A 23,103-nucleotide genomic window follows, 5' to 3' on the forward strand; every position below is an offset into this window, starting at 1 on the left:
CTGGTGCACCTTTTGCCTCTTCTTTCACGTACTAAGGTGTAGCTAAAAATAAAAAGTGCCTACTCATATATGCAGGAGCCCCGTCAGCCGTGGACAGCACTCAACTTCTTGAAAACCAGCAGGCAATAGCAATAGCCGGATTAGTAGGCGTTGTTATTGTGCTCTTCATTGTTAAACGACTTATTTTGGTGCGTTTGAAAGCTAAAGCGCGCTCAGAAAACAGCAGTATGTCTGATATTTATCGCGTGCTTGTATTGTCATTAAATGCTCCACTTAATTTGCTTATCTGGGTGATTTTCCTGCTGTTGGTTAAAAGTATTGTTTCAGTATTTCAGATAGAAGATGAAGGGGCGATTAAAGCGCTAACCATTGTTATCGAAGCTGGCCTCATCATTACTCTATTTCTCTTCTTCGAGCGTTTTGTCACTTACTCGTTAAGTCGTTATCGCGACCAGTCAACCATAGTTAAAAATACCAGCGCAATTGCCGGTGGAGCAGTTAGAGCGCTATTCGCTGTATTAGCAATTTTGATTATATTAAGCACCATGGGGGTGTCTGTAACACCCGTTGTTGCATCGTTAGGCATTACTTCGCTCGCAGTAGCACTAGCGCTACAGCCAACGCTTGAAAACTTCTTCTCGGGTATTCAGTTGGTAATGGATAAGCCCATTCGTATAGGCGACTTCATCGAGCTGGATTCCGGAGAACAAGGTTTTGTAGAGAAAATAGGATGGCGCTCCACGTGGGTTAGAATGCTACCTAACAACATCGTGATCATGCCTAACAGTAAGTTGTCTAATTCAAAGTTGATTAACTACTACTACCCTGAACGCGAACTGTCGGTGCCTGTTGAAGTTGGCGTGCATTATAGCTCTGATTTAGAGCATGTTGAAAACGTATGTTTAGAGGTTGCCAATACAATTCTAGAGCAGCACGAGTTTGGTGTTGAAACTTATCAACCTTTTGTTCTGTTTCACACTTTCGACAATTCTAGTATCAACTTAACAGTGATGCTGAGAACCCGTGAATACTTTAACCGCTTCTTCATAAAGAGCGCCTTTATAAAAATGCTTAAAAAGCGTTTTGATGAAGAAGGGATTGTCATTCCATTTCCAATTACTGCGCTTAACCTAGAGCAGGAAGGTGCAGCTCAATCCACAGAGAATTTAACGCCCAAAGCTTAAAAATCTCGCTAAATATGACTTGAGCAAATGATGTCTCAGACTTCTTACGGGGAGTTTTCGCCAAAAATAGTCAACATGCGTTTATCCGTATCGCTCTCTTTTCTATACACCGTTTATTTTCACCGAGTGATTTTTGACTCCTTAAAAGATACCGGTGGCAATTTAGGTTGTATTTCTCTTTCCTATAAAAAAATTAACTTTAAGCTTTTCAAGGTTATACCGCTTTTTGTATATTTTTTGTTATATTTATTAATAATTTGTTATTAATGCAATTGTTAATTATTTCCTTTTGCCTGCTACTATCTTTTTGCTACCGGTGGCAAGCGGGCGGTAATTGAGTTCCGTTAGTTCGCGTAAAAAGAAGAACTAATTGATGTTGTCTTGTTGAGTAATTGAAGCAGTACGCCCTTCTAATTATTAATCTAAGGACAAAAAATGAAAAAGAACTTACTTATATTTCAATCGACGATAATTGCGTCATCAATTGCCTTTGCCGTCTCTACGTCTGCAGTTGCTTCAGGTTTTCACACACAGAACGGAGGCACGACAGGCGGTCAAGGTGGACAAGTAGTACAAGCTTCTACGGGTAAACAAATTCACGAAGCATTGTGTAATAGAAACACCTCAGAAACGCCAATCATTATTCAAGTCTCGGGTACAATCAATCATGGTAATACTGAAAAAGTGTCTGGAGACAGCTGTAATACCGCAGAAGACAAAATTGAGTTAAAAGACATCGCGAATGTGACACTTATTGGTGTAGGCAGTGGCGCTACATTTGACCAGCTGGGTATACACATAAGGAATTCCCAAAACATCATTATAAGAAACGTTCATGTTAAAAATGTCAAAAAATCGGGCTCACCCACGTCAAATGGCGGAGACGCGATAGGGATAGAAAAAGACGTTCACAACGTATGGGTTGACCATGTAACCTTAGAAGCTAGTGGTGGTGAAAGTGATGGTTATGACGGCTTGTTCGATGTAAAGGATAACTCGAAATACATCACCTTATCTTACAGCATTTTACGTAACTCAGATCGAGGTGGTTTGGTAGGTTCAAGCGAATCACAAGTCAATAACGGTCCGATCACCTATCACCACAATATCTTTGACAATTTGAACTCGCGCGTTCCCCTTGTAAGGGGGGCAACAGCTCACATTTACAATAACTACTATGACGGCGTTCGCTCTTCAGGGATTAATTCCCGCGCAGGAGCCGAAGTCAAAGTAGAAAACAACTATTTCGAAAATAGTAAAGATCCACTGGGTACGTTTTATACAACAACTGACGGTTATTGGCAGGTTGCGGGAAACACTTTCGGAAGTGGCGTAACGTGGAGCGACTCAGACAGTGACTATGAACCTGCAGGGCCAAACGTTCAATCAACAGCATCAATATCTATTCCCTATAGTTACTCGCTAGATGGGGCATCTTGTATACGAGATATTCTTGAGAACACCGCTGGTGCCAACAAAAATCTTGCAGTATCAGACGGTAGCTGCGGTTCAACTGGTGGCGGTGGCGATACCGGAGGTGGTGATACAGGAGGTGGCGACACAGGGGGAGGTGATAATGGTGGCGGCGATGATAACTCAGGTGGTAATCCGCCAAGCGGCACCAACTTAGCGTTAAATGCACAATCTGACGGTAGCTCAAAGTACAGTGGAACAAGCTACGGGAACGTTAGGGATGGGGATGTATCTACTTACTGGTCTCCGAGCGGAACGACGGGAAGAATTAGCATTAAACGCTTGAATACGACAGTAAATACTGTACGGGTAATTGAGACTTCTTCTACTAAAGGTGCGGTAACTTCATGGCAACTTGTGAACAATGACACAGGCAGCGTATTGGCATCAGGAAACTCAATTCCAAGTACGATTTCGTTTTCAAATACCAATTTGGATAAAATCAACTTTGTCATCGATTCTGCGACACAGCGACCACAAATTGCAGAGTTTGAGGTGTATTTAGATTAAGTCGGTTGCGCTTGTTCTAAACCTTTTTAGGTGACTCTCGGTAAGAGTTTATTTAACTCAATAAAAAAGCCACGTTGTGTAACGTGGCTTTGTTGCGAGTACGTTAACCCATAAACGGTGTTAGAAGGTGTAACGTGCAGATACGCCTAGTAGGTCAATATCATCAGCTATAACGTAAGTTGCGCCGAAAGAGAATTGTGGTGTAAAGAAATAGTCTGCGCCAATTTCAAAAGCTGTTTCGTCGTCTTCAATGTCGATATAGCGGATAGCACCGCGAAGCTCAAATTGCTCTGACAGCATTGAACGAATACCGGCAGTAATGCCATAGCCATTGTCGTCAGCTTCAGCAGAAGCGAAGCTTGAATCTAGGTCAATATCCACATACTCATACGTCAACTCACCAAAAAAGTCAGTTGTTGTAGTTAAACCATAGCGGTAACCAACCCCTGCAGAGATATAGTCAAGTTCACCGTCAACACCATATTCGTCTTCACTCAACTGACCATAACGACCTGTCAGGTATACATTTTCGTTAAGTGATTTGAAGCCTTGAATTTGAAAACCGGTTGGCTCGAAGTCGCCTGCGTCTTCAATATCTGCTTGTACGTATCCAACTTTAACGAAGTCATATGAAGGCGAAGCTGCGAAAGCATTTAAAGAAAGCGCGCCAAAGATACTGGCGAGAATAGTACGTTTCATTGTTTCTAATATCCTTTTAACAATAATTACTCCCAACCACTTCGGGAGCCTCATCATTATGGGGATGGATTTTAGAAATCAAATGGGCAACACGACTCGATTTTCACTATTCAACACCTTAAGTGGTGTACGTTATTATCAATACAACGGCATTGCCGTACAAGAGCTTAGTTAATTCCTCTTCAGTGTTGTACAGATGAGGATACTTGCAACGCTTAAGCCGCAAGAGGACAAACAAAAAGAAATGATAGGTTCTAGGGTAATTAAGGTCACCGCGTAAGCGCCTATTGCTGCCCCTGTTAGGTGAAAAAAGCCGGTTAGTGCCGCTAAAAAACCTGCGGATTTATCAGAGTAGCCAAGCATGATAGTTACGCTGCAGGGCATTGCGATGCCAATAAAAAAGAAGGTGATATAGGAATAAGTCAAAATACCCACTAACCCTTTTATTGCGAAGGGGGAAATAAGTAACCAAAAAAGCACTGAAAGCACAGCGATAAACAAGCTTGAATACTTGAATTTAAACAATGGTGAAACAGAGGCTAGTCGAATATTGATTATGCTTCCCATCACAAAAGACAGCGTAGCTAGAAGCGAATATATCGAGAACATAGTTTTCGTGAGTCCGAATTGCTGCATTATCATTGACGGCGAGGTGGTAATGAAGCTAAACACAATGCCATAAAGTAGTCCGCTGGCCATACCCACTGAGACGATTTTCATCATTGTGCTTTTAATAAGCGCTAAAGTATCTCTAAAGACGTTCTCTGAGATTGTCGGCGTATACTGTTTGAGGGTGGTGGAAACCGAAAGCAGTAAAAGTAAGGCGAATACTCCCATTACTAGTACAAAATAAAAGATAGATGAAACTCCGAAGGACTCGCCTATTAGTGTACCTACTAGTGGCGCTATTGCTGGCGCGATAGCGAATGCAATGTTGATAAATGAAAGTGAAACATTCAGCTGCTTTTCGCTAAATATCTGACGCGACAGTCCGCGCGATACTGAAACGCCAACCCCACCGCCTAAGCCTTGAATGACTCTTCCTACAAGAAAGGTATTTTCTTCGGTGGCAAGTGCCACCATAAGCGTACCGGCGATGAATACCAAGACTCCGTACAGTAGAAACTTTTGTTTATTTAGGTAGTCGCAGGCGACACCAGACACTAACTGAGAAAGTGAGAACGAGATTAGAAACACGGCCACGCTTTTTTCAATTATTCCCACATAGCTGTCGTATATAGCAGCCAAATCAAAAAAGAAGGGGCTATAAATGCTGGTAGAGAGTTGGCCAAGAATAGACAAAATGGTGAAGGTTACCGTCAGCGAATAAAACGTATGGCGTGACATGGTGTGCTTCATCTACGGGGAACCAAACAATGGGTAAAGAGACAGTGCAGTTAGGCTACAGATTTGGTGTTACAGTTTTAATAAAGACGCTTTTTTTAAGTTTGAGAAAACTGATAACGTGATGATATAAGCGAGTGGTGATTAATAATTCTAGAAAAAATGGTGGCCCCACCCTGACTTGAACAGAGGGCAGCTTTAATAGCATAAAAGAGATAAAACAATAGAGAGAGTTTCTGACTCCCTCGAATATCAGCGAGTTTGTAGTAGCTCAGCCTGCTTCACTACTGAATTCTGAGATTCTACAGCTCTATCAATAACACGGCTGTATACCTTTTTCTTTTTAGACGAGTCGGCGTTGCGGACGAACTCAGACAGGCTGGAGTTGTATTTGGTTGTCTGGCCGTTTTTAAATCTGGCAAACATCATCATTCTCCCATTTGGTTGCCCGATTAATGAGCGGATTGATTGTATCAGGGTAGTAAGCGTCTCGCGAGTAAATTTATGCTTAACATGATTTTCTACAGCCTGAATGTTGGCGTGGTACATGCGAGTGCCCCCATCGTTGTCCTTTAACAGTAGATCTATTTTTATCTGGCCACCAAATTGCTGCTTTAGTTACCAAATAAGGATTGTATGGTGAAACTCGAATTGATTCTTATCAGTTCTGAGCTAAACTTTACTGTAGTAGTATAAAGTGGGATTTTATCCTTATTAAATTTCATCTATCGGAGGTAAATTATGGCAATGGTAAAGAAAAGTATCACAGTAACTGATCAACAAGAACAATGGATGCAAGCTCAACTAGCAACTGGTAATTATGCTAGTGACAGTGAATTATTGCGAGATTTGATCAGGAAAGAGCAAGTACGAGCAGCCGAGATTGAAGCTATTCGTTTGAAGTTAATTGAAGCAGAGCAAAGCGGTTTTGTTGAAAGGTCACCGAGTGAAATGCTAGCTAGCTTTAAAGAAGAAGCACGAAATAATGGGAAACTATAAACTCAGTGCAGCGGCTGAGTCTGATTTAAAGCGTATTTGGTTTCGTGGTCTTGATGAATTTGGCGAAGCGCAAGCTGACGCATATTATTATAGATTTTTAGAACGCTTTGAGCAGTTAGCAAATCAGCCTTACATTGCACCTGCTGTTGATGATATCAGACTAGGCTATCGTCGAGCAGTTTGTGGAGTTGATGGTATCTACTATCGCATTCATGGTGATTATATTGAAATAATGCGGGTGCTAGGAAGGCAAGATGCTCAACTCAACCTGTAATGAGTTTTCAATGAGATAAAAATGAACAATAGTTTGTTATCAGATGGGCTATTAAAAATTGATAACCAGCTTCGGTTGCTCGCTGATGAAAAAGAGTCATTCTTACGACAAATTTTACATTATTAAAGTTTCTACAAGTGGCTTTGGTAGTTACTATCGCTTGAAGCTAGGAAAAATGGTGGCCCCACCCTGACTTGAACAGGGGACCTGCCGATTATGAGTCGGATGCTCTAACCAACTGAGCTATGGGGCCATTTTGAGATGTGCTGTGCAGTTTTTTATTGCAATTTGCTATGCATAACAACCACGAGCGAGCGCAAGTATAAGCAGTTTTATTTGCCTTGTCACGCCTCGCTGGTGGCTTTGTGATTTGTTTGCTTTATTTTTGTTCACTAAGCTGTAGTTTATGTGCCTTGTTTGGCAATTTTACACGTCGCCACCCAAGAGCTAATGCCAAGCCTAACATGCTAAACAGAGTCGTAGAACCGCCTCCACCAGAGCTATTTGAATTAGTATCCGTTGGCAGGCTCACTACACTTTCGTTTACGGTAACAGTAACGGTGTCGCTGGTGCTAACTCCAAACTCATCTGTTGCAGTTAACGAAAAGGTTAAATTGCTTTGAGATGATGGGGCGGTAAAAGACATGGTTAATGTATCTGCATTTCTGATGGTAACCGTGTCGCCGGCGGTTTGCGTCCATTCTACGCTTGTTAACGCGCCTTCTGGGTCTTGGGCGCTTCCCATTAACTCAACGCTGGCTCTTACATCGGTTTCAACATCTGTTCCTGCGTTTACCACAGGGGCTTGATTGCTCTCATCGTCTTTTATCGTAATCAGCGTTTCTACCACACCACCTAGAAGATTGGTGTCTTGTGCAGCAAGCACTAAACGAAATTGTTCGTTGTCTTCTTCGGTACTATCGTTAATAAGAGCAATATTGACGGTCTTCGAATTAGTTTCGCCGTCGCTCCAAGTTAGCGTGCCGCTTTGGCTGACAAAGTCTTCATCGCTCACTGCTGTACCGCTTTCCAGTGAATAATTCACACTTACTTCGCCTTCACTTCCGCCTTGGCGAACAATGTTTAACGCAAGTTCAGAGTCAGTCTCTAAAACAGCGCGTTCGCCAGTGCTTAATTCAATTTTTCCTTGCTGTGCAGTACCGTTAATGGTGACTCGAGTATAACCGCTACCAGAGGTGATGCCTCCTCCTTGTGGGTTAAATAACCTTACGAAAAATACTTCATTGCTTTCAGTATTTTCATTAGCGCTGATGCTTAACGTGATGTTTTTAGCCTGTGTTTCAGATGCACCCCAACTGAGTTCTCCAGGCGCTAACATTACATCACTGCTGGTGGCTGAACCCGCTATTACTTCATACGCAACTGTCATAGCCCCGGTACCTGTCTTATTAACAGGAAGGCTTAAGGTTGTATCAGCATCCGTTTCATAATTAGCCTGAGAGAAGCCCGCAACTGTTGTTGCGCTTAACGTATTGTCTTTTAATACAAACAAACCGCGCTGAATATCACTAACCAAAATATTACCGCTAGGTAGAAACGGGTATACGCCCCACGCACCATTAAAGTTGGTGCTGTTAAAAGCAGGGTAGGTGTCGAAAAAGCCTGCTTCTACAGGCGCGGTAGGATCTGAAATGTCTAGTACCGTTAAGCCACGCTCATAGTTAGACATATAGTAGCGGTTACCTCTTACGTAGCCATTGTGATCGATAGTGCCGTTGTCACTGGTCCAAATGCTGGCAAGCACAGGTGTTGTGAGTGATGAAATATCAAAAATCATAACCCGGGTATTTAAGCTGAAGTTTCGCTCGTCCAACTCATCGTGTACAAAGGCGTACTGCTTGTCTTCACTAAACCAACCGCTATGGGTGTAGGCAACCTCGTTATAACTAATACTACTTAGTTCAGAGGTACTATTTGTGTTCGTGTGATCCCAAAGGCGCATTGCATCTTCATTGAAGTCAAGCATAACCGTACATCCATCAGCCGTAGCATTCACACAGTCAGTTTGCGCTCTTGCGTCGGTAACGCGCATAGATGACGCATCATGCGTATAGTCGGCACGTGTGAGACCGCTAGGTATGTAAGACGCGGTTGGTGTTTGAGGTGAGGTTAGCGTATATGAACGAAAGGCTCCGCCGTTACTATCCTGGCCAACCAAATGCAACTGAGGCGCAGCGTCATTTAACGGTGTGTTTAGCGTGTAATCTACGTTAGAGATGTAGATATTGTGTGCACGGTTATCGTCGTTAATCCGCTTCGTTAAGCTAATACCATTAGGGAGGTCGTTAAGGTCAATGATGGTAAAACCTTCTGTTACGCTATCGGCACTGGCATAGGCATACGCTTTAAAACGCCCCGCAGCGCTATCGAAATACTGATAGACCTTAATGTCGCGCCATGTCGTACTTTGACCGGTAATTTCACCCACTACTACCGGCGCTGTTGGCTCGGTTACATCTACAACGGCAATGCTGGCCTGCATGCCAACAATGGCATATTCTCTACGGTTGTTTAAATCGACGTGCCCCCAAATATCGTTGGTACTATTTGATACCGACGACAATACGTTAACAGGTACGTTAGAGAGTAGATCGATATTGCTGCATGGGAAGTCGGCAGCCGTTCCATCTGTGCAAGCTTCATTTGCACTGACTTCGGAACTAAGAACCATGTGCGATGATGCCTGTGTTTGAAGGGAAGACGCGGCTTTTCCGTCAGTTATACTGTCGAACCCTTTTTCATAAAGGGCTTCTGATAAATAGATAGGCACATTAACTAGTGTAGTTTTGTGCAAGGCAGGCTTCTGTGCCTGGTAATGATCTTCACGAGAAAAGCCTCCTAATACGGGTAAAAGACTGTCGTTTAGAACTTGTGCATGCTGAGCGTTGTCGAAATAATATTGGCCTTCAGCAACGAGAATTTTGTCGCCTTTATTGGCCTGTCGCGCGGCATAGCTCAACGTTTTACAGGGCCTGAAACGGTTGTCACACTTGCCCGCGTCCACGCCGTCTTCGGCAACAAAACGCGCTTTGTCATGGTCTGTGTGTGCTTGTGCACCTTGACTCACAAATGCTAAAAGCAGCACTATTAGCGTTAATGGGAATGCATTCATCTTGTCGTCCGCGCAAGTGTGTAATTAGAAAAAGGTAGTTTGTATAAAAAACTACCAGATATCCAAAGGAAGTACATACGTAAATGAAAATGCTTTTTCGCATGAGTGTCATGCCTTCGTTACTCTTTGCGGCGCTAGTGTCGTTAACCGGCTGTGATGTCATTGACCTCAAAGGAAGAGAGCCTGGTGAAATTCCGTTTAAGTTGGTGGGAGTCGATACGGGGGCATGTCCAATGATCATGAGTATTGGACAACAGCGATGGAATATAGACTACTTCGGTTTTTACCTTAGCAAGCCAGAAGTGCGCATTGATGGTAAGTGGCAGCGAGTTAAGTTTAAACAAACCCAATGGCAGACGCCGAATATAGCATTGCTAAAGTTTCACAATAAGTGCAACAACCCTGATGATGCCAATAGCAAAATTGTATTAGATGTATCGGAAGAGCTTTTAAAGCTGTCCACAAACTTGCGCTTCACTATGGGTCTTCCCTTCGACGATAATCACGCTAACCCGCTTACACAGCCTTCGCCACTGAATGACAGTACAATGTTTTGGAGCTGGCAAAACGGTCATAAGTTTTTGCGACTGGATGTGTCTAAAGGCTCAGAGGAAACACGCAAATGGTCTTATCATTTAGGTAGCGTGGGGTGCGATTCTGAATCAGCAGTCAGGCCACCTGAAAAATCGTGTGCTTTCACAAACCGGGTGGAGTTTATTCTGCCGATGACCCAGCTCGACACTGATTTAGATTTGGAAGTATCAGTGTCTAACATTGTCGCGCAAGTTGATATAAACGAAGCGCCAAGTTGTATGTTCGAGTCTCCTGAAACTGAGCCCTGTAAAAAGCTTATTCAGAATTTAGTGCACAGGCCTTGGATTAAGTGGCAGTAGCGGCACTTTTAATTTGCACTAGAAGGCGAGCTCTGCTCGCTTTCAAGGCGGCAATTATCGCTCTTGTTGTAATGATTTTAGGAGCGTGCAGTAAATCGCCCACGCCTTACACTTGGAATTTGCCTCACAATATTCCACCGCCTCCCGTTCCCGCAGACAATCCTGTGACCGAAGAAAGCGTAATTTTGGGAGAGAAGCTTTTCTTTGATAAGGGCTTAAGTGCTAACAACACGGTTTCATGCAGCAGCTGCCATGAACCAGAGCATGCTTTCTCTGAACCTAAGACGGTTTCAGTAGGCGCGAATGGAGACGCGCTAAACCGTAACGCATTAGCGCTAGTAAACGTGGCTTACAATGCATCCTTCACTTGGGCGCATAACAACTTAGAAAGTATAGAAAAACAGCTGATGATCCCGCTTTTCAACGAACATCCGGTGGAAATGGGCGTAACGGGAAATGAAAAGCGTATATTAAAGCGCTTTGAGGGCAGCGAATATCGAGCGCTGTTTGAAGCGGCTTATGGTGATGACACACCCAATTTAAATAATATCGTAAAGGCGCTCGCTAGCTACGTAAGAAGCTTAGTGTCGTTTAATAGTGCTTTTGATAACTATGCTTACGCTCAAGATGACGATGCACTAACCGCCCAGCAGCTTGAAGGTTTGAATCTGTTTTTTTCAGAACGCACTGAGTGCTTTCACTGCCACGGAGGTCTGAACTTCACTCAATCGTCGAAGCATAGTTTTCAACCTTTTGCGGCTCAGCCTTTCCACAACACTGGCCTGTATAACGAAGATGGTAAGGGCAGTTATCCGGAATCGGACATGGGACTTTACAGCGTTACCCACAATAAACAAGACATGGGGAAGTTTAGAGCACCTACTTTGCGCAATATTGCCCTTACTGCGCCTTACATGCATGATGGCAGCATTGCCACCCTTGATGAAGTCATTGAGTTTTATGCTCGTGGGGGAAATCTGGCTGAAAGCCCTAACCCTTACCGCAGTCCGTTCATAAAAGGCTTTGCGATTTCTGAAGATGAAAAGGCGGCGTTGGTTGCATTTTTGCGCAGTTTAACCGACGAGCAATTTGTAAAAACACACACTACACGCAAAAATTAGCGATTTATTGCTCATTTTGTGTAATTTATGTTTATACTTTGCACACATATATCAACCAAATGCTTATGTGCTGATTGTTAACATCGTGATAAACTCAATCACTTACATTCTTTGTTAATAACTATAAAGCAGGTGAGCGGTCGCGGAGATGAGAATGACTGAAAAACCCTTCATTACAAGTGGTCGAAATACCATCATTCATAAAATAAGAAAATTAGATCTATTGGTGATCAATGGTGATGAACATCCGCCAATTCTTGTTACTTATAAAGGTATTAAGCAGTACGAAGGCAAAGTGCCTGAAAACAAGCGCGATGCCAAGATGATGGACATGGAACTAGTAGATGTAACTACTAGCGATGTGTTTGGCGACGAAAAAACATTATTGTTCGTACAAACCCTAAATGGGAAAGAGTATAAAATCGATTACTCTAAAATTGGGACGAGCATGTTTATTAAGATTCACCAAGACAGTATTTTCTAAAACTCACCTTACCCCATATTGGGGTAGATGTGTTTTTAATTAATGGGGTTAGGCAATCTGGCCCCAGTTATCTGCCTTGAGTGAATTGAACCCTCCAATTACCCTTCCTTTTCCTTTAAGCTGTACGTAACGCTTTTTGAAAATGTTAAACTGGCAGATGTCCACTGGCGTGACTTCCGATGCATTTACGCCACTTACAACACCTGCAGTCTCCAACCCCTCAGCAATTAACTCTGAACAGAACCAGCTATTAAAGTCTTCTTGATTGTAGCTTATGCTGCCGAACAGGGGATGTTCATCAATCGCGTCCACTGCTGAGCCGAATAGCTGTAGCACGTCGTAAGGTTTCCCGTCTTGTTCAAACATGAAGTTAAAGAAGTCTCGCTTATTTTGCTCAAAGATACTTCTTGACGCGCTAGACAAGGGCAGCCACCAAATATCACCGTCATAAGATGCTACACGCTCGCTTAGTCTATTGGTCATTACCCCTCGCTTTCCTTTATACGATGTAGCTTCCATGACTTGATTAAAATATCGATTAGAATCTTCATCGCGCATCTTCGTTTGCATAACTATTGCCACATGCGTTACCGCAGAGCGTGTAGTGAGTTTGGTCCAACGAGAAAATAGGCTATTGCCACCAAATGCGATGATGTCACCAGGCTGCATATGCTCTCTAATAAGGTGGTACTGTTGCTGCTCTAACATGGCTCTTCCTTGAATACGTGTTAAGAAATTAGATTATTGTCTGCACCGCTAGGCGGGCAAGAGTATTTGCTTATGATTTTCCACTTTGCAATGTATGCATTTATAAGAATGTTGCAAAGTGTGTGTTAAGTACGACTAATAACAGTTTAGACCGATTATTAAACCTTAGCTTTTGTGTACTTGTCGCAACGACTCAAATAGCGGTGCTTCAACGTTTTTATAGCGTGAATTTTACAAAGTTTCACTAATTTAATGGTGCGGGGACAAAAGAGGTAGTCACCGCGTTGCCGAATATTATCAGAGGAACTTGTTATGTTTATGTCACGCCGTGTTACCCAACTTGCTTTACTAGGAATAACCTTGTCGCTTACTGCAACAGTAGCGAATGCCGCCCCGTATCCCAAGCATGTAGAAAAAAACTTAATTGCAGTGTGTGAAGCGGTAAAAAGCGATAGCCGTTTGCGATTGCATCGCGCCGTGAAAGCGACGGGTTTTAAAATGCGATATATCCATGAAGGATTAGTGTGCAACGGGCAAGACATGCTTACTTTTGCACTTACTCATAATGCATCTAAAAACGCACAACTGATTGCTCGTCGCATTAATGCTAGCCCTAGTGTACTAACAGCAAAACGCTAATGAAGAGTTTTCTACCCTGGCGATTGGGCTATGCAGCTTATAGCCCCTTTTTCGCTTATTTTTACTTTTCGCTGTCTACATCCCATCACTTATTAAGACTGGGATAGATAACACTGACAGCTATTACTGCTTGCACTTGCAAGGGATCGCAGATGATCGCACTGGTTTTTTTACACTCTGTTTCTATGCAAAACTCACTTTGCGAAATGCTAGAAAAGCTAGACGTATTCAGTCACGTTTATGGCGCGCAATCTGTAGGCCATTGTCTTGCGTTAGCAGAGAAATATCCTCAGTCCATCGGTTTCTATTCAGTCTCACAGTCAAGTCGAAACCTTGCATCAAGGTATTGGCTTGCAGTAGGAAATAAAGACGAAGAAGCGCTGTTAGCCTTTTCTCACAACGCGTCAGGATTTGTTAAATCACCACTTGAAGAATCCCAAGTATTAAACGCTATTGAGCATGTCAAAACCAAGTACCATTTTTATGAACGGGACTTTCAATTCAATATGCTGGTAAAGGGACTTTGTGAACAATATGGGGTGTCTGAACCTGCGCTTTTAGCTACATTGCGCCAGCAATTGAACAAAAGTGTTCAGCCAAATGTTGTAGGGATACGCGCTGAAAACGGGTGGTGTTGTTTAAATCCAGCAGAGATTAAATGGATTGAAGCTGCAGGTGACTACATGTGTGTTCAAACGCTATCAGAAAGCTACGTTGTCCGCACAACCTTGTGTGAATTACTTAAGCGTTTGGGAGAGCAGAATTTTAAACGCTGTAACCGCTCTGTGGCGGTCAACGCAAAACATATCGCGCACCTGGAGCAAAAACTCAATCAGCAGCGAGTTGTCATGCAAGGTGGCGAAGCGTTCAAGATTACTCACAAGTATTACTACCAGTTTTGGCTGACAGACTGAACGTCAAAGCGCATTTCAGTGCAACATTCTACTATACGACCATGGTACTGCTGGTGGTCTAACTCGCTTATCGTTACACTTACTTACTGAATTTTGGGAATAAGTACTAGGACCTGCAAGGCCTAATAAGGAGCGATAGTGCGAGATGTAAGAAACATGATAGTGGGCGCAGTTTTAGTGTTTGCTGCTTATTATCTTGGGCTAGTTGTCGTTAGTGTGAGTACCCTTCCTATACCAGGGCCATTAATGGGCTTATTCCTTTTACTCGCGATGCTTTTTCTTTTTCCTCAGCTTGAGGTTCACACGGCGCGCTTTGTTACTTTTCCCTTGAAGCATATGTCCTTACTGTTTATTCCAGCCGTACTTGGCGTATCTATTTATTGGGCTGACATTCAGTCCAATGCACTTGCCATTGCTATCGCGATTATTGTAACGACCTCGATAAGTTTAGGGATAACCGCTTGGTTTTCACAGCAATTGTTTAATAGCAAAAGCGGCAGCGGCTCAGATGTGGCAAGCAAGGGTGGAAAGCAAGAATGAAGGAGGCTCTACATCAAGCATTTAGCTTAACGGGGTTATTGTGGCTTAGCGTTTCAATAATTGGCTACATTATTGCTCTTTGGGTGAACAAAAAATGCAAAGGTCACCCGCTAGCGCATCCCATTGTCGTTACCGCGCTGATTGTGTCAGCTGGCCTTTATTTAACTGAAACAGGGGTTACTGAGTATCAACAGGCGGCTTCTTTGTTGCATTGGTTGCTAGGGCCTATCACTGTGGCATTAGCATTACCCATTTACAGACAATGGCAAAAGCTAAAGCACTACGGCTGGCGGTTAATGGCGAGTATTGCTTTTGGTGGCATACTCGCGCCTTTCACCGCGTGGCTTACTTTGTTTGCACTTGATGCACCGCGTGCAATACAAATTACCATGTTAGCTAAATCAATCACCACGCCCCTTGCTATGGAGTCGAGTGCGCAGGTTGGCGGCATTCCCGCATTGGCTGCCGTTTTTGTCATTGTGACGGGTGTAGTTGGAGCCATTGTGGCTACTGGTGTGTTTGCGGTCCTCAATGTACAAAATCGTCAGGCGCAAGGTATTGCTATGGGCACGGTGGCCCACGCAATTGGTACAGCCAAAGCTATTCAAATGGGGGAAGACGTGGCGGCGATGGCGACTCTAGGCCTTTGTGTAAATGGTATATTTACTGCGTTGGCACTACCTGTCATTTTTGGTTTCTTTGTTTGAGAGCTTTTTTCGTAACTTGGCGTTCTATCTATTAGTTGTGATTTAGCCTGACCAGACCTGCAATCACCCGCCTTGACTAAAAGGTGCACAAGCTGCTGGAAAAACGCGTAGCAAAGAATCAACGCGCGCTGATGTTTGTGAGTAAAAACGTGCTGGCAATATTCCCCAAAAGTGCTATTTCTTAGTGAGGTGTTTCGTATCACTATATACATGGTATCTATTCAAACAAAAAGTAACCGGGTTACAGCAAAGTGTAAGTTAACTCAAATCGTTACTTCAGTTCACAGTAGTTGTGCCGATACAATTGAAATTGCTAGAAAATACCGGCGGTAGCTGGTTTCAAGAGCTAGGTGGTAAAAGAACTTAATGTTTTCTGTACTCGTATGTGACGACTCGTTAGTTGCGCGCAAGCAAGTGGCTAAATGCCTTCCTCAAGATTGGGAAGTGGCCGTACATTTTGCGAAGAATGGTCAAGATGCTCTATCGGCTCTCGCTGAAGGAAAGGGCGATCTTCTATTGCTCGACCTCAATATGCCCGTTTTAGATGGGTACGGCACATTAGAAGCAATTCAGAAACAAGGTCTTAAAACCAAAGTTATTGTTGTGTCTGGTGATATTCAGCCTGAAGCTCACGAAAGAGTAACATCGCTTGGCGCTTTGGACTTTATTCGAAAGCCGGTGGATCCTAAGAAGCTGGCCGAGGTACTAGATAAATTCAACATTCTTCATGTTGAAGAGGAAGAGCCGGAAGAAGTTTCACCGTTAGACCCTGAAATCCGCGATTGTTACCAAGAAATCACTAACATAGCCATGGGGCAAGCGGGGGATCATTTAGCCCGCACCATGAACGTGTTTGTTGAACTGCCTATTCCCAACGTTAATTTAATTGAAGTGTCTGAACTTCACATGATGCTTTCTGATATTGAGAGCCATGAGCAAGTTACCGCTGTATGCCAAGGCTTCTTAGGGCCAGGAGTTAGTGGTGAGGCGTTGTGTATTTTGAGCGACTCAAGCTTTGACGACGTGGCTAAAATACTCAATGTAGAAGGCGAAGTTGATGATCAGCTTCAGTTAGAGCTGCTTATGGATGCTGCGAGTATTTTGATTGGAACCTGTTTAACAGGACTGGCCCATCAAATGGACATTAACTTCAGCCAAGGCCATCCTATCGTACTTGGTCAACATCGTGCTATCACTGAAATTATTAGCATGAATCAAATAAAGTGGAAGCGAACGTTGGCGATAGAGCTTAGCTATGGCTTGGAAGGCTACAATGTTCAGTGTGATTTGATTTTGTTGTTCACGGAAGAGTCTATGAAAATGATGAATTCTAAACTCGCCCACTTGTTGGAGGATTTTTAATGAGCCAGCATTTAGATGAGTTACAAGAATTTCACTGGATGATGGACATGCTACAAACGGTAGACGTTGGCATTGTCGTACTAGACCGCAACTTCACAGTGCAAGTGTGGAACGGTTTTATGGAAAGTCACAGTGGGCTTTTGCCGAGTGAAGTAAGAGACAAAACGTTATTTTCGTTATTTCCCGCAATCAAACAAGACTGGTTTATTAAGAAAGCTAAGCCCGTTTTCGACCTAAAAACCCGTGCCTTTATGACATGGGAACAACGCCCTTATTTGTTCAAGTTTCCAAACTACCGGCCGATTACAGGTAGTGAGTCATTCATGTACCAAAACATCACACTTTCTCCTCTTACTTCTGCGACGGGTAAGGTGGATTTTATCAGTATGATGATTTACGACATGACTGATGTAGCGGTAGGTAAAAAGCAGCTAGAAGCGCTACAAGTAACGGTGTCTGAAGCGCAAGAAGCAAGCTCACAATCAGATAGAGCAAAGAAAACCTTCTTATAACCGCTACGTGTAACCCGTGAGAGTATATTGTTTATCTTGCGGTTCTATCTACATCAAGTTTTTACTCGCACTGAGCATAGAACAGCAGCACAGAGTGCGATGGGAGTACGTATGCAATCAAGTTCGTCTTCATTTTCAAGCTACCTTCCTCGCACCGTAATACGCGGGCTTGCAGTTATTGGTGGTGCTTTCATTCTAGCAGCCTGCGGTGGTGGCGGAGGCGGAGATGGTGACTCTAGTGGTGGGGGATCTGGTAATGGCAACTTAGTTGTTAATGCAGGCGCTAACGCTACCGTAACGGAAGGCGTGACCTATTCACTAAGTGCACAAGTGAGTGGTGGTGATGGCACGTACACGTACAACTGGAGCGCTTCTCCATCGCTGACCATTACACATGAAGACACCAGCGCTTCTGCAGCGAGTTTCGTCGCGCCGTTAGTTAATAGCGCCACTGAATACACGCTTACCGTCTCGGTAAACGATCAAAGCGGTAATACGGCTAGTGACTTCACGGTAATTACTGTTGCGCCGGTAAACATAGCGCCGGAAGCAAGTATTGATGTGCCTGCGTGGGAAGGCCTTCCAGCAAATACTTTCCCAGGCGGTGTTGAAATTATTTTTGATGGCACGGGAAGCAGCGATACTGACTCATCTACGTCCGATGGCGAAATTGCCGATTATGTTTGGTCTCAAACCAGCGGCACTAACGTTATTACGGGGGTGGAAACGAACCTTTCTACCTTAACAATTACTACGCCTATCGCTAACGAGTCTCAGGAACTCACTTTTCAACTTGAAGTAACTGATAGCGAAGGTGCAACCGACGTAGACACAGTGACAATCTCAGTGCAGTCTGAAACCGAGACACTGCCTGTGGTTGATGCAGGCTTCTCGCAAGGCGTTTTCAGTGGTGAGGTGGTTATTTTGGATGGTGAAGCAAGCACCAGTATTCCCAGTGCTTTACCGCTTACTTATTCTTGGGAGCGCAGTAACAACGTTACATCTAACAATGGGGCAAACACGGGAGTGGCAGCTCGCCCAGTAGATGACAACGATGCACTATCTACGTTTGCTATTGCCCCTTCCGTATCCACCGCGACTGTGGTGGCCTATACACTTACTGTAACAGACGCTAACAACAACAGTGTTGAAGACACCATTAACGTTAGAATACGCCCCATGCCGACGCCGCTATTGAACGACACGGGATTTTTGCAGCAAGCCACCAATAATGCGTTAACAGAGGCGCAGCAAAATGATTTTCCTGGCCAAGACGGACAACGCGGAGCTGATATTATTGAACAGAACGGCTTAATTGAAAAAGCTGGGCGTGGTAAAGCCGGCTTCGACTTTACCCGTTTAAATGCCAATGGCGACGAACAAGACGCCAGCGCAGATACGTGGTCGTGCGTTCGTGACAATGTCACCGGATTGGTGTGGGAAGTTAAAACTGACGATGGAGCATTTCAAGATAAAGACTACACCTATTCTTGGTACAGCGAAGAGGTAAATGGCGGTTTTGAGGGCGACCAGACAGGCGCGAATGCAACGTGCTTATTAACCAGCTGTAATACCTCTGCATATGTACAGGCGGTTAACGCACAAGGGCTGTGTGGTTTTTACGACTGGCGGCTACCTACTCACCATGAACTCTTTTCGTTAATGCATTTAGGCATTGCCGACGACGTGGCCATTGATGAAGATTACTTCCCTAACACCGGTGCAGTCTCTACCGAGCCCCTATGGTATTGGACCTCAGTGCCAAGTGCTGATGGGGTAAACAGTGATGATGCACAAAATGCATGGGCATTGGATTTCGATTCAGGTGTCGATAACTTTCTTAATAAGTCATCAGCGGCGCGTGTTCGTCTTGTAAGAGCAGGGAGATAGTCATGAGCAATAAAGTTAATAAATCCGCTCAACGCGTACTGAAAAGCGCAGTGCTAACTACACTCAAAATGGTTGCGGCCTCGACGTTGCTTGCTAGTGCATCGCTTTCAGCTTTCGCCCAAGAGTGCTTGTCTGATGGACTAGAAACCACGCCCAACGATAATTTTGAAGCAGTGACTACCAGTACTTTGTTGGATACCACCACAGATTTAGTATGGAGACGATGTTCCGAAGGGCAAACTTGGGACGGCTCAACTTGCAGTGGTGAAGCGGTGAAGTATACGTGGCAGCAGGCGCTACAACTTGCGCAGCAGGCGAGTAACGAAGACCTGCTAGGATGGCGCTTGCCCAACGTTAAAGAGTTGGCCACCTTAACGGAACGCGACTGCGTACGCCCGGCGATTAATAGCTCCCTTTTCCCAGCTACGCCTCCGGATGATTTTTGGACTTCTACCCCTTCGGCAGATGATCCAGACAGAGCCTGGGTTGTTGCGTTCTTTAATGCGAGCCATTCGATTAAAGAGAAAGACCGTTTCATTTACGTTCGACTGGTGCGCACCTACACCAACGAATAGGTGTAGATAAAGATCTACACCGCTTCGTATTAGTCTTTCGTCTAGTATCTGACCCTTAGACTTTTTATCAACAAAGCACGCTCTATAATGCGTGCTTTGTTTTTTTGGTTTGAACGTCAATTTTAAAGAAAATCGACACTCTTGCTTAGAGCCTGTTGACCTTTGGTGAATAACAAAAGTCTACAGGCCCTAGTATCAACCTGCGTTTTGAGTAGATTGATAATATCGACATGTTCAACCTGATTTTTAGCACGTTAGACTCATGATGGCTTTTTATTTCCCAGTAAGCTAGCCACAATGTTGGTATGAAAATGATATCGAGCCTTAAGGCTGCCCTTTTTACAATTTGTTTATTCGCTGGACTTAGCACATCGGCGCAGGCTGAATATACCTGTAATATCGATTTTGCTTACGGTATTGCCGTTAATAACGAACAGCTTCGCGTAATGGATAAAACCCGCACCGTAGTTCAGATTAATGACCAAAACCAGCTTTTTGTAGGTGGACGTTGGCAAACCTTGAATGAGCAAGAACGGCAGTGGCTAGAAGAGTATTCTTCAGGGTTACACTATGTAGTACCAAAAATGATTATTTTGGCCACCGAAGGTGTAGATTTAGCTATTGATACCATTGAGCATGTTTATCTAGGCTTAGTAGGCAGTGATCACGACAGCTATGAGCGTTTGAATGCTGCTATGAAGCGTGTTCAAAACCGCGTGAAAGATAAATTCAGGCATGCCAGTAATCATTATTTTATTGGCCCAGGATCACTGGAAAGCGTTGATGAATTCGTGGATAGTGAAATTGAAGCGCAGCTTGAGGAAGCAATTTCTACCTCAGTAGGCGGTATATTATCGGCAATCAGCGGCATTAACACCGGAAGTGGCGAAGTAAATCAAGAGAAAGTAGCGGAAATTACTCGTCAGCTTAATAACGTGGGCGAGCATCTTGATGTGGGTGATAAAGCTACGACATTGCGTAAAAAGGCAGAGTGGTTTTGTGAAAAGCTCAAACGCTTAGACGTAGCGGAAGAGAACCTTCGAGCAAGTGTGCCTGCATTCAAGCCTTACAATATCATTACGCGACATGATAAGAGTGAAAACTAGTTGAAATAAGTATTACGTGTACTAATTCTGGTTAAAGACTGAAAAGCCTGCGTGAGCAGGCTTTTTTGATCTAGCTTTTTGGTTGGCTCTAATGGGCAAGATTATACGAAGCACGACAGCAGAGAGTTGAGATATCTACGTCCTTTAGCAGTTACCTGCCAGTGGCTATCTGAAATAGAAAGCAGCCCTTGGTGATGAGCATCAGACAGTGCGCGTTTAACGTCATCCGTTAACTCAGTACCTGTGAAGTCACTAAAATCACTCATCGGGCAAGGCTCAACTAAACGAAACCTATTCATAAAAAACTCAAACGGTAGGTCGTCTGCACTAACCAGCGTTTGCGTATCTAAATACGGGCGGCTCATTTCCATATAGCCTCTTGGATGCTTCACTTTAACGGTACGATGAATTGTGCCGTTAGCGGCATCGGTAATCTTCCCGTGGGCACCACAGCCAATGCCTAAGTAGTCGCCAAAACGCCAGTAATTCAGGTTATGGCGGCATTGGTGCCCGGCTTTGGCGTAGCCTGAAATTTCGTACTGGTGATAGCCTGCACGCTCTAAGAGGCTGTGGCCTTTTTCCTGTATTTCCCACAGGATGTCGTCGTCTGGCAGTTCTGGCGGCTTTGAATAGAAAGGCGTGTTTGGCTCGATGGTAAGCTGGTACCACGACAAGTGGTAAGGCGTGAGCTCAATGCCTTGCTTCAAATCTGCCATAGCATTCTCTACGCTTTGTTCAGGTAGACCATGCATGAGATCTAAATTAAACGTAGGTAGCCCCGCGCTGTGTGCTTGTTTTACCGCATTTTCAGCTTGGCTTTCGTTGTGAATACGGCCTAGCACTTTTAAATGCTTCGGCTGAAAGCTTTGAATGCCCACCGATATTCGGTTTACGCCTGCCTGATAAAAGCCCGCAAACTTACCTGCCTCGACGGTGCCTGGGTTGGCTTCCATGGTTATTTCAGCAGTGTCGCTTAAGTTAACCCGCTGTTTGACGCCGTTTAAGATGTCAGCCATGGCCTCGCTTGAAAACAAACTGGGCGTGCCACCGCCTATAAAGATTGTCTCGACAGGGCGGTCGCCAATGCGTTTGGCATCAATGGCTAAATCGTCCAGCAGGTGCGCCACATATTCTTTCTCGGGTAAATCAGACTTAAGCCCGTGAGAGTTAAAGTCACAGTACGGACACTTTTGAACACACCAAGGAATGTGGATATAAAGGCTAAGCGGAGGATTACGCAAAAGTCGCTCTCATATTATCAAGCAAAATCGCTAAGGCGTTGCCGCGATGGCTAATACGGTTTTTTTCGGCTTTCTCCAATTCTGCCGCAGTGCAGCCATGAGTTGGCACGTGAAATACCGGGTCGTAACCAAAACCGTCGTTACCAGAGCGAGCAGTTAAAATTTCGCCTTGCCATTTACCTTGGCTAACTAATGGTACTGGGTCGTCAGCATGGCGCATAAACACTAATGTACAGAAGAAATGCGCTTTACGCTGGGTTTCGCCATCTAGGGCAGCTAATAGCTTGTCAATATTGGTGTCATCAGTTGCATCAGCGCCAGCATAGCGGGCTGAATAGATACCGGGTGCACCGTCAAGGGCGTCGACTACTAAACCTGAGTCGTCAGCAATAGCAGGGAGGCCTGTTACTTGTGCCGCATGACGCGCTTTAATAATGGCATTTTCAACGAATGTTGTACCTGTTTCAGGCACATCAGATACACCTAATTCTTTTTGCGCCACAACGTCTACGCCGTAATCTGCAAATAAGGATGCAAACTCTCGCACCTTGCCTTGATTACCTGTGGCTAAAACAATTTTTTCTGGGAATTTCATTGTGCCAGACTCCTCGTTTTTTCTTTGCTCCTGAAATAAGCTCAAACACATTCATCGGGTTACTTTAGGTTATTCAGGACGAACGTTGGGAGTGGTTTGAGCAAACCCTCTGCCGCAGGGATGCGGCAGCGGAGCGCACATGGATGTGTTTACCGCGTGTTTGCGAAAGCCACTCCCAACCTTCGGCCGTCGCATCGCTC

23 protein-coding genes and 1 tRNA gene are annotated in these 23,103 nt (G+C 44.2%); 16 read left to right on the top strand and 8 right to left on the bottom strand.

Annotated elements, in window-relative coordinates; genetic code table 11:
- The first annotated feature begins 89 nt into the window (after nucleotides 1-89).
- Together ACFI6J_RS00005 and ACFI6J_RS00010 are read left to right on the top strand one after the other, a co-directional pair.
- The gene (locus tag ACFI6J_RS00005; protein WP_321825179.1) at nucleotides 90-1,184 is read left to right on the top strand and encodes a mechanosensitive ion channel family protein; all 1,095 of its coding nucleotides are present in this window, start codon (nucleotides 90-92) and stop codon (nucleotides 1,182-1,184) included.
- A gap of 435 nt (nucleotides 1,185-1,619) precedes the next feature.
- Nucleotides 1,620-3,167 carry a pectate lyase family protein gene (locus ACFI6J_RS00010; protein ID WP_321825180.1) on the top strand — a complete coding sequence of 516 codons (1,548 nt, stop codon included), beginning with the start codon at nucleotides 1,620-1,622 and terminating at the stop codon, nucleotides 3,165-3,167.
- Nucleotides 3,168-3,287: 120 nt separating this feature from the next.
- Here ACFI6J_RS00010 and ACFI6J_RS00015 read toward each other — a convergent pair whose 3' ends face one another.
- The 3 genes from ACFI6J_RS00015 to ACFI6J_RS00025 form a co-directional block, all read right to left on the bottom strand.
- Nucleotides 3,288-3,866: a porin family protein gene (locus ACFI6J_RS00015; protein WP_321825181.1), complete on the bottom strand. Its 579-nt coding sequence runs from the start codon at nucleotides 3,864-3,866 to the stop codon at nucleotides 3,288-3,290.
- 171 nt (nucleotides 3,867-4,037) lie between these two features.
- Nucleotides 4,038-5,213, bottom strand: coding sequence for an MFS transporter (locus ACFI6J_RS00020; protein ID WP_321825182.1), 1,176 nt, complete (start codon nucleotides 5,211-5,213; stop codon nucleotides 4,038-4,040).
- A gap of 249 nt (nucleotides 5,214-5,462) precedes the next feature.
- A complete protein-coding gene (locus tag ACFI6J_RS00025) occupies nucleotides 5,463-5,759 on the bottom strand; it encodes a hypothetical protein (protein WP_321825183.1) in 297 nt (98 codons plus the stop codon).
- 192 nt (nucleotides 5,760-5,951) lie between these two features.
- Here ACFI6J_RS00025 and ACFI6J_RS00030 point away from each other — a divergent pair, with 192 nt between their 5' ends.
- A complete protein-coding gene (locus ACFI6J_RS00030; RefSeq protein ID WP_061484850.1) occupies nucleotides 5,952-6,209 on the top strand; it encodes a ribbon-helix-helix domain-containing protein in 258 nt (85 codons plus the stop codon).
- Nucleotides 6,196-6,483, top strand: a complete 288-nt coding sequence (locus ACFI6J_RS00035) for a type II toxin-antitoxin system RelE/ParE family toxin (RefSeq protein WP_061484854.1) — start codon at nucleotides 6,196-6,198, stop codon at nucleotides 6,481-6,483. Before ACFI6J_RS00030 ends, ACFI6J_RS00035 begins: the two co-directional genes overlap by 14 nt.
- A gap of 176 nt (nucleotides 6,484-6,659) precedes the next feature.
- On the opposite strand, the gene ACFI6J_RS00040 is transcribed toward ACFI6J_RS00035, so the two are convergent.
- Together ACFI6J_RS00040 and ACFI6J_RS00045 are read right to left on the bottom strand one after the other, a co-directional pair.
- A tRNA-Ile gene (locus ACFI6J_RS00040) sits at nucleotides 6,660-6,736 on the bottom strand.
- A gap of 126 nt (nucleotides 6,737-6,862) precedes the next feature.
- Nucleotides 6,863-9,616 (bottom strand): choice-of-anchor B family protein, encoded by a 2,754-nt coding sequence (locus ACFI6J_RS00045; RefSeq protein WP_462585558.1) that lies wholly within the window; start codon nucleotides 9,614-9,616, stop codon nucleotides 6,863-6,865.
- Nucleotides 9,617-9,699: 83 nt separating this feature from the next.
- Here ACFI6J_RS00045 and ACFI6J_RS00050 point away from each other — a divergent pair, with 83 nt between their 5' ends.
- The 3 genes from ACFI6J_RS00050 to ACFI6J_RS00060 all read left to right on the top strand — a co-directional run bounded on the left by ACFI6J_RS00050 (nucleotide 9,700) and on the right by ACFI6J_RS00060 (nucleotide 12,114).
- On the top strand, nucleotides 9,700-10,509 hold the full coding sequence (locus tag ACFI6J_RS00050) for an MbnP family copper-binding protein (RefSeq protein ID WP_458733530.1): 810 nt from the start codon (nucleotides 9,700-9,702) through the stop codon (nucleotides 10,507-10,509).
- Nucleotides 10,510-10,580: 71 nt separating this feature from the next.
- Entirely contained in the window at nucleotides 10,581-11,630 is a 1,050-nt protein-coding gene (locus ACFI6J_RS00055; RefSeq protein ID WP_462585586.1) for an MbnH family di-heme enzyme, read from the top strand.
- 154 nt (nucleotides 11,631-11,784) lie between these two features.
- Nucleotides 11,785-12,114, top strand: coding sequence for a hypothetical protein (locus ACFI6J_RS00060; RefSeq protein ID WP_014948463.1), 330 nt, complete (start codon nucleotides 11,785-11,787; stop codon nucleotides 12,112-12,114).
- A 48-nt stretch (nucleotides 12,115-12,162) separates the two neighbouring features.
- On the opposite strand, the gene ACFI6J_RS00065 is transcribed toward ACFI6J_RS00060, so the two are convergent.
- Nucleotides 12,163-12,822 carry a hypothetical protein gene (locus ACFI6J_RS00065; protein ID WP_462585560.1) on the bottom strand — a complete coding sequence of 220 codons (660 nt, stop codon included), beginning with the start codon at nucleotides 12,820-12,822 and terminating at the stop codon, nucleotides 12,163-12,165.
- Nucleotides 12,823-13,134: 312 nt separating this feature from the next.
- Here ACFI6J_RS00065 and ACFI6J_RS00070 point away from each other — a divergent pair, with 312 nt between their 5' ends.
- From ACFI6J_RS00070 to ACFI6J_RS00110, 9 genes are all read left to right on the top strand, one after another.
- Nucleotides 13,135-13,461: a DUF3718 domain-containing protein gene (locus ACFI6J_RS00070; protein ID WP_014948465.1), complete on the top strand. Its 327-nt coding sequence runs from the start codon at nucleotides 13,135-13,137 to the stop codon at nucleotides 13,459-13,461.
- 152 nt (nucleotides 13,462-13,613) lie between these two features.
- Entirely contained in the window at nucleotides 13,614-14,375 is a 762-nt protein-coding gene (locus tag ACFI6J_RS00075; protein ID WP_061484920.1) for a LytR/AlgR family response regulator transcription factor, read from the top strand.
- A 138-nt stretch (nucleotides 14,376-14,513) separates the two neighbouring features.
- Nucleotides 14,514-14,915, top strand: coding sequence for a CidA/LrgA family protein (locus ACFI6J_RS00080; RefSeq protein WP_239220363.1), 402 nt, complete (start codon nucleotides 14,514-14,516; stop codon nucleotides 14,913-14,915).
- Nucleotides 14,912-15,622 carry an LrgB family protein gene (locus ACFI6J_RS00085; RefSeq protein ID WP_014978487.1) on the top strand — a complete coding sequence of 237 codons (711 nt, stop codon included), beginning with the start codon at nucleotides 14,912-14,914 and terminating at the stop codon, nucleotides 15,620-15,622. The genes ACFI6J_RS00080 and ACFI6J_RS00085 overlap by 4 nt, the downstream gene beginning before the upstream one ends.
- Nucleotides 15,623-15,988: 366 nt before the next feature.
- A complete protein-coding gene (locus ACFI6J_RS00090) occupies nucleotides 15,989-16,984 on the top strand; it encodes a response regulator (RefSeq protein ID WP_014975809.1) in 996 nt (331 codons plus the stop codon).
- Entirely contained in the window at nucleotides 16,984-17,496 is a 513-nt protein-coding gene (locus ACFI6J_RS00095) for a PAS domain-containing protein (protein WP_014948470.1), read from the top strand. The genes ACFI6J_RS00090 and ACFI6J_RS00095 overlap by 1 nt, the downstream gene beginning before the upstream one ends.
- Before the next feature lie 111 nt (nucleotides 17,497-17,607).
- Entirely contained in the window at nucleotides 17,608-19,386 is a 1,779-nt protein-coding gene (locus tag ACFI6J_RS00100) for an Lcl C-terminal domain-containing protein (RefSeq protein WP_039224958.1), read from the top strand.
- Between the two features lie 2 nt (nucleotides 19,387-19,388).
- Nucleotides 19,389-19,961, top strand: a complete 573-nt coding sequence (locus ACFI6J_RS00105; RefSeq protein WP_014948472.1) for an Lcl C-terminal domain-containing protein — start codon at nucleotides 19,389-19,391, stop codon at nucleotides 19,959-19,961.
- Between the two features lie 311 nt (nucleotides 19,962-20,272).
- Nucleotides 20,273-21,067 carry a YggN family protein gene (locus tag ACFI6J_RS00110; protein WP_014975812.1) on the top strand — a complete coding sequence of 265 codons (795 nt, stop codon included), beginning with the start codon at nucleotides 20,273-20,275 and terminating at the stop codon, nucleotides 21,065-21,067.
- A gap of 101 nt (nucleotides 21,068-21,168) precedes the next feature.
- Here ACFI6J_RS00110 and hemW read toward each other — a convergent pair whose 3' ends face one another.
- Both hemW and ACFI6J_RS00120 read right to left on the bottom strand, forming a co-directional pair.
- Complete coding sequence (gene hemW, locus ACFI6J_RS00115; protein WP_338357078.1) at nucleotides 21,169-22,308, bottom strand: radical SAM family heme chaperone HemW; 1,140 nt, start codon at nucleotides 22,306-22,308, stop codon at nucleotides 21,169-21,171.
- Nucleotides 22,301-22,903 carry an XTP/dITP diphosphatase gene (locus tag ACFI6J_RS00120; RefSeq protein WP_239259726.1) on the bottom strand — a complete coding sequence of 201 codons (603 nt, stop codon included), beginning with the start codon at nucleotides 22,901-22,903 and terminating at the stop codon, nucleotides 22,301-22,303. The genes hemW and ACFI6J_RS00120 overlap by 8 nt, the downstream gene beginning before the upstream one ends.
- Nucleotides 22,904-23,103: the final 200 nt, after the last annotated feature.

Source organism: Alteromonas sp. G4i13, assembly GCF_054960505.1.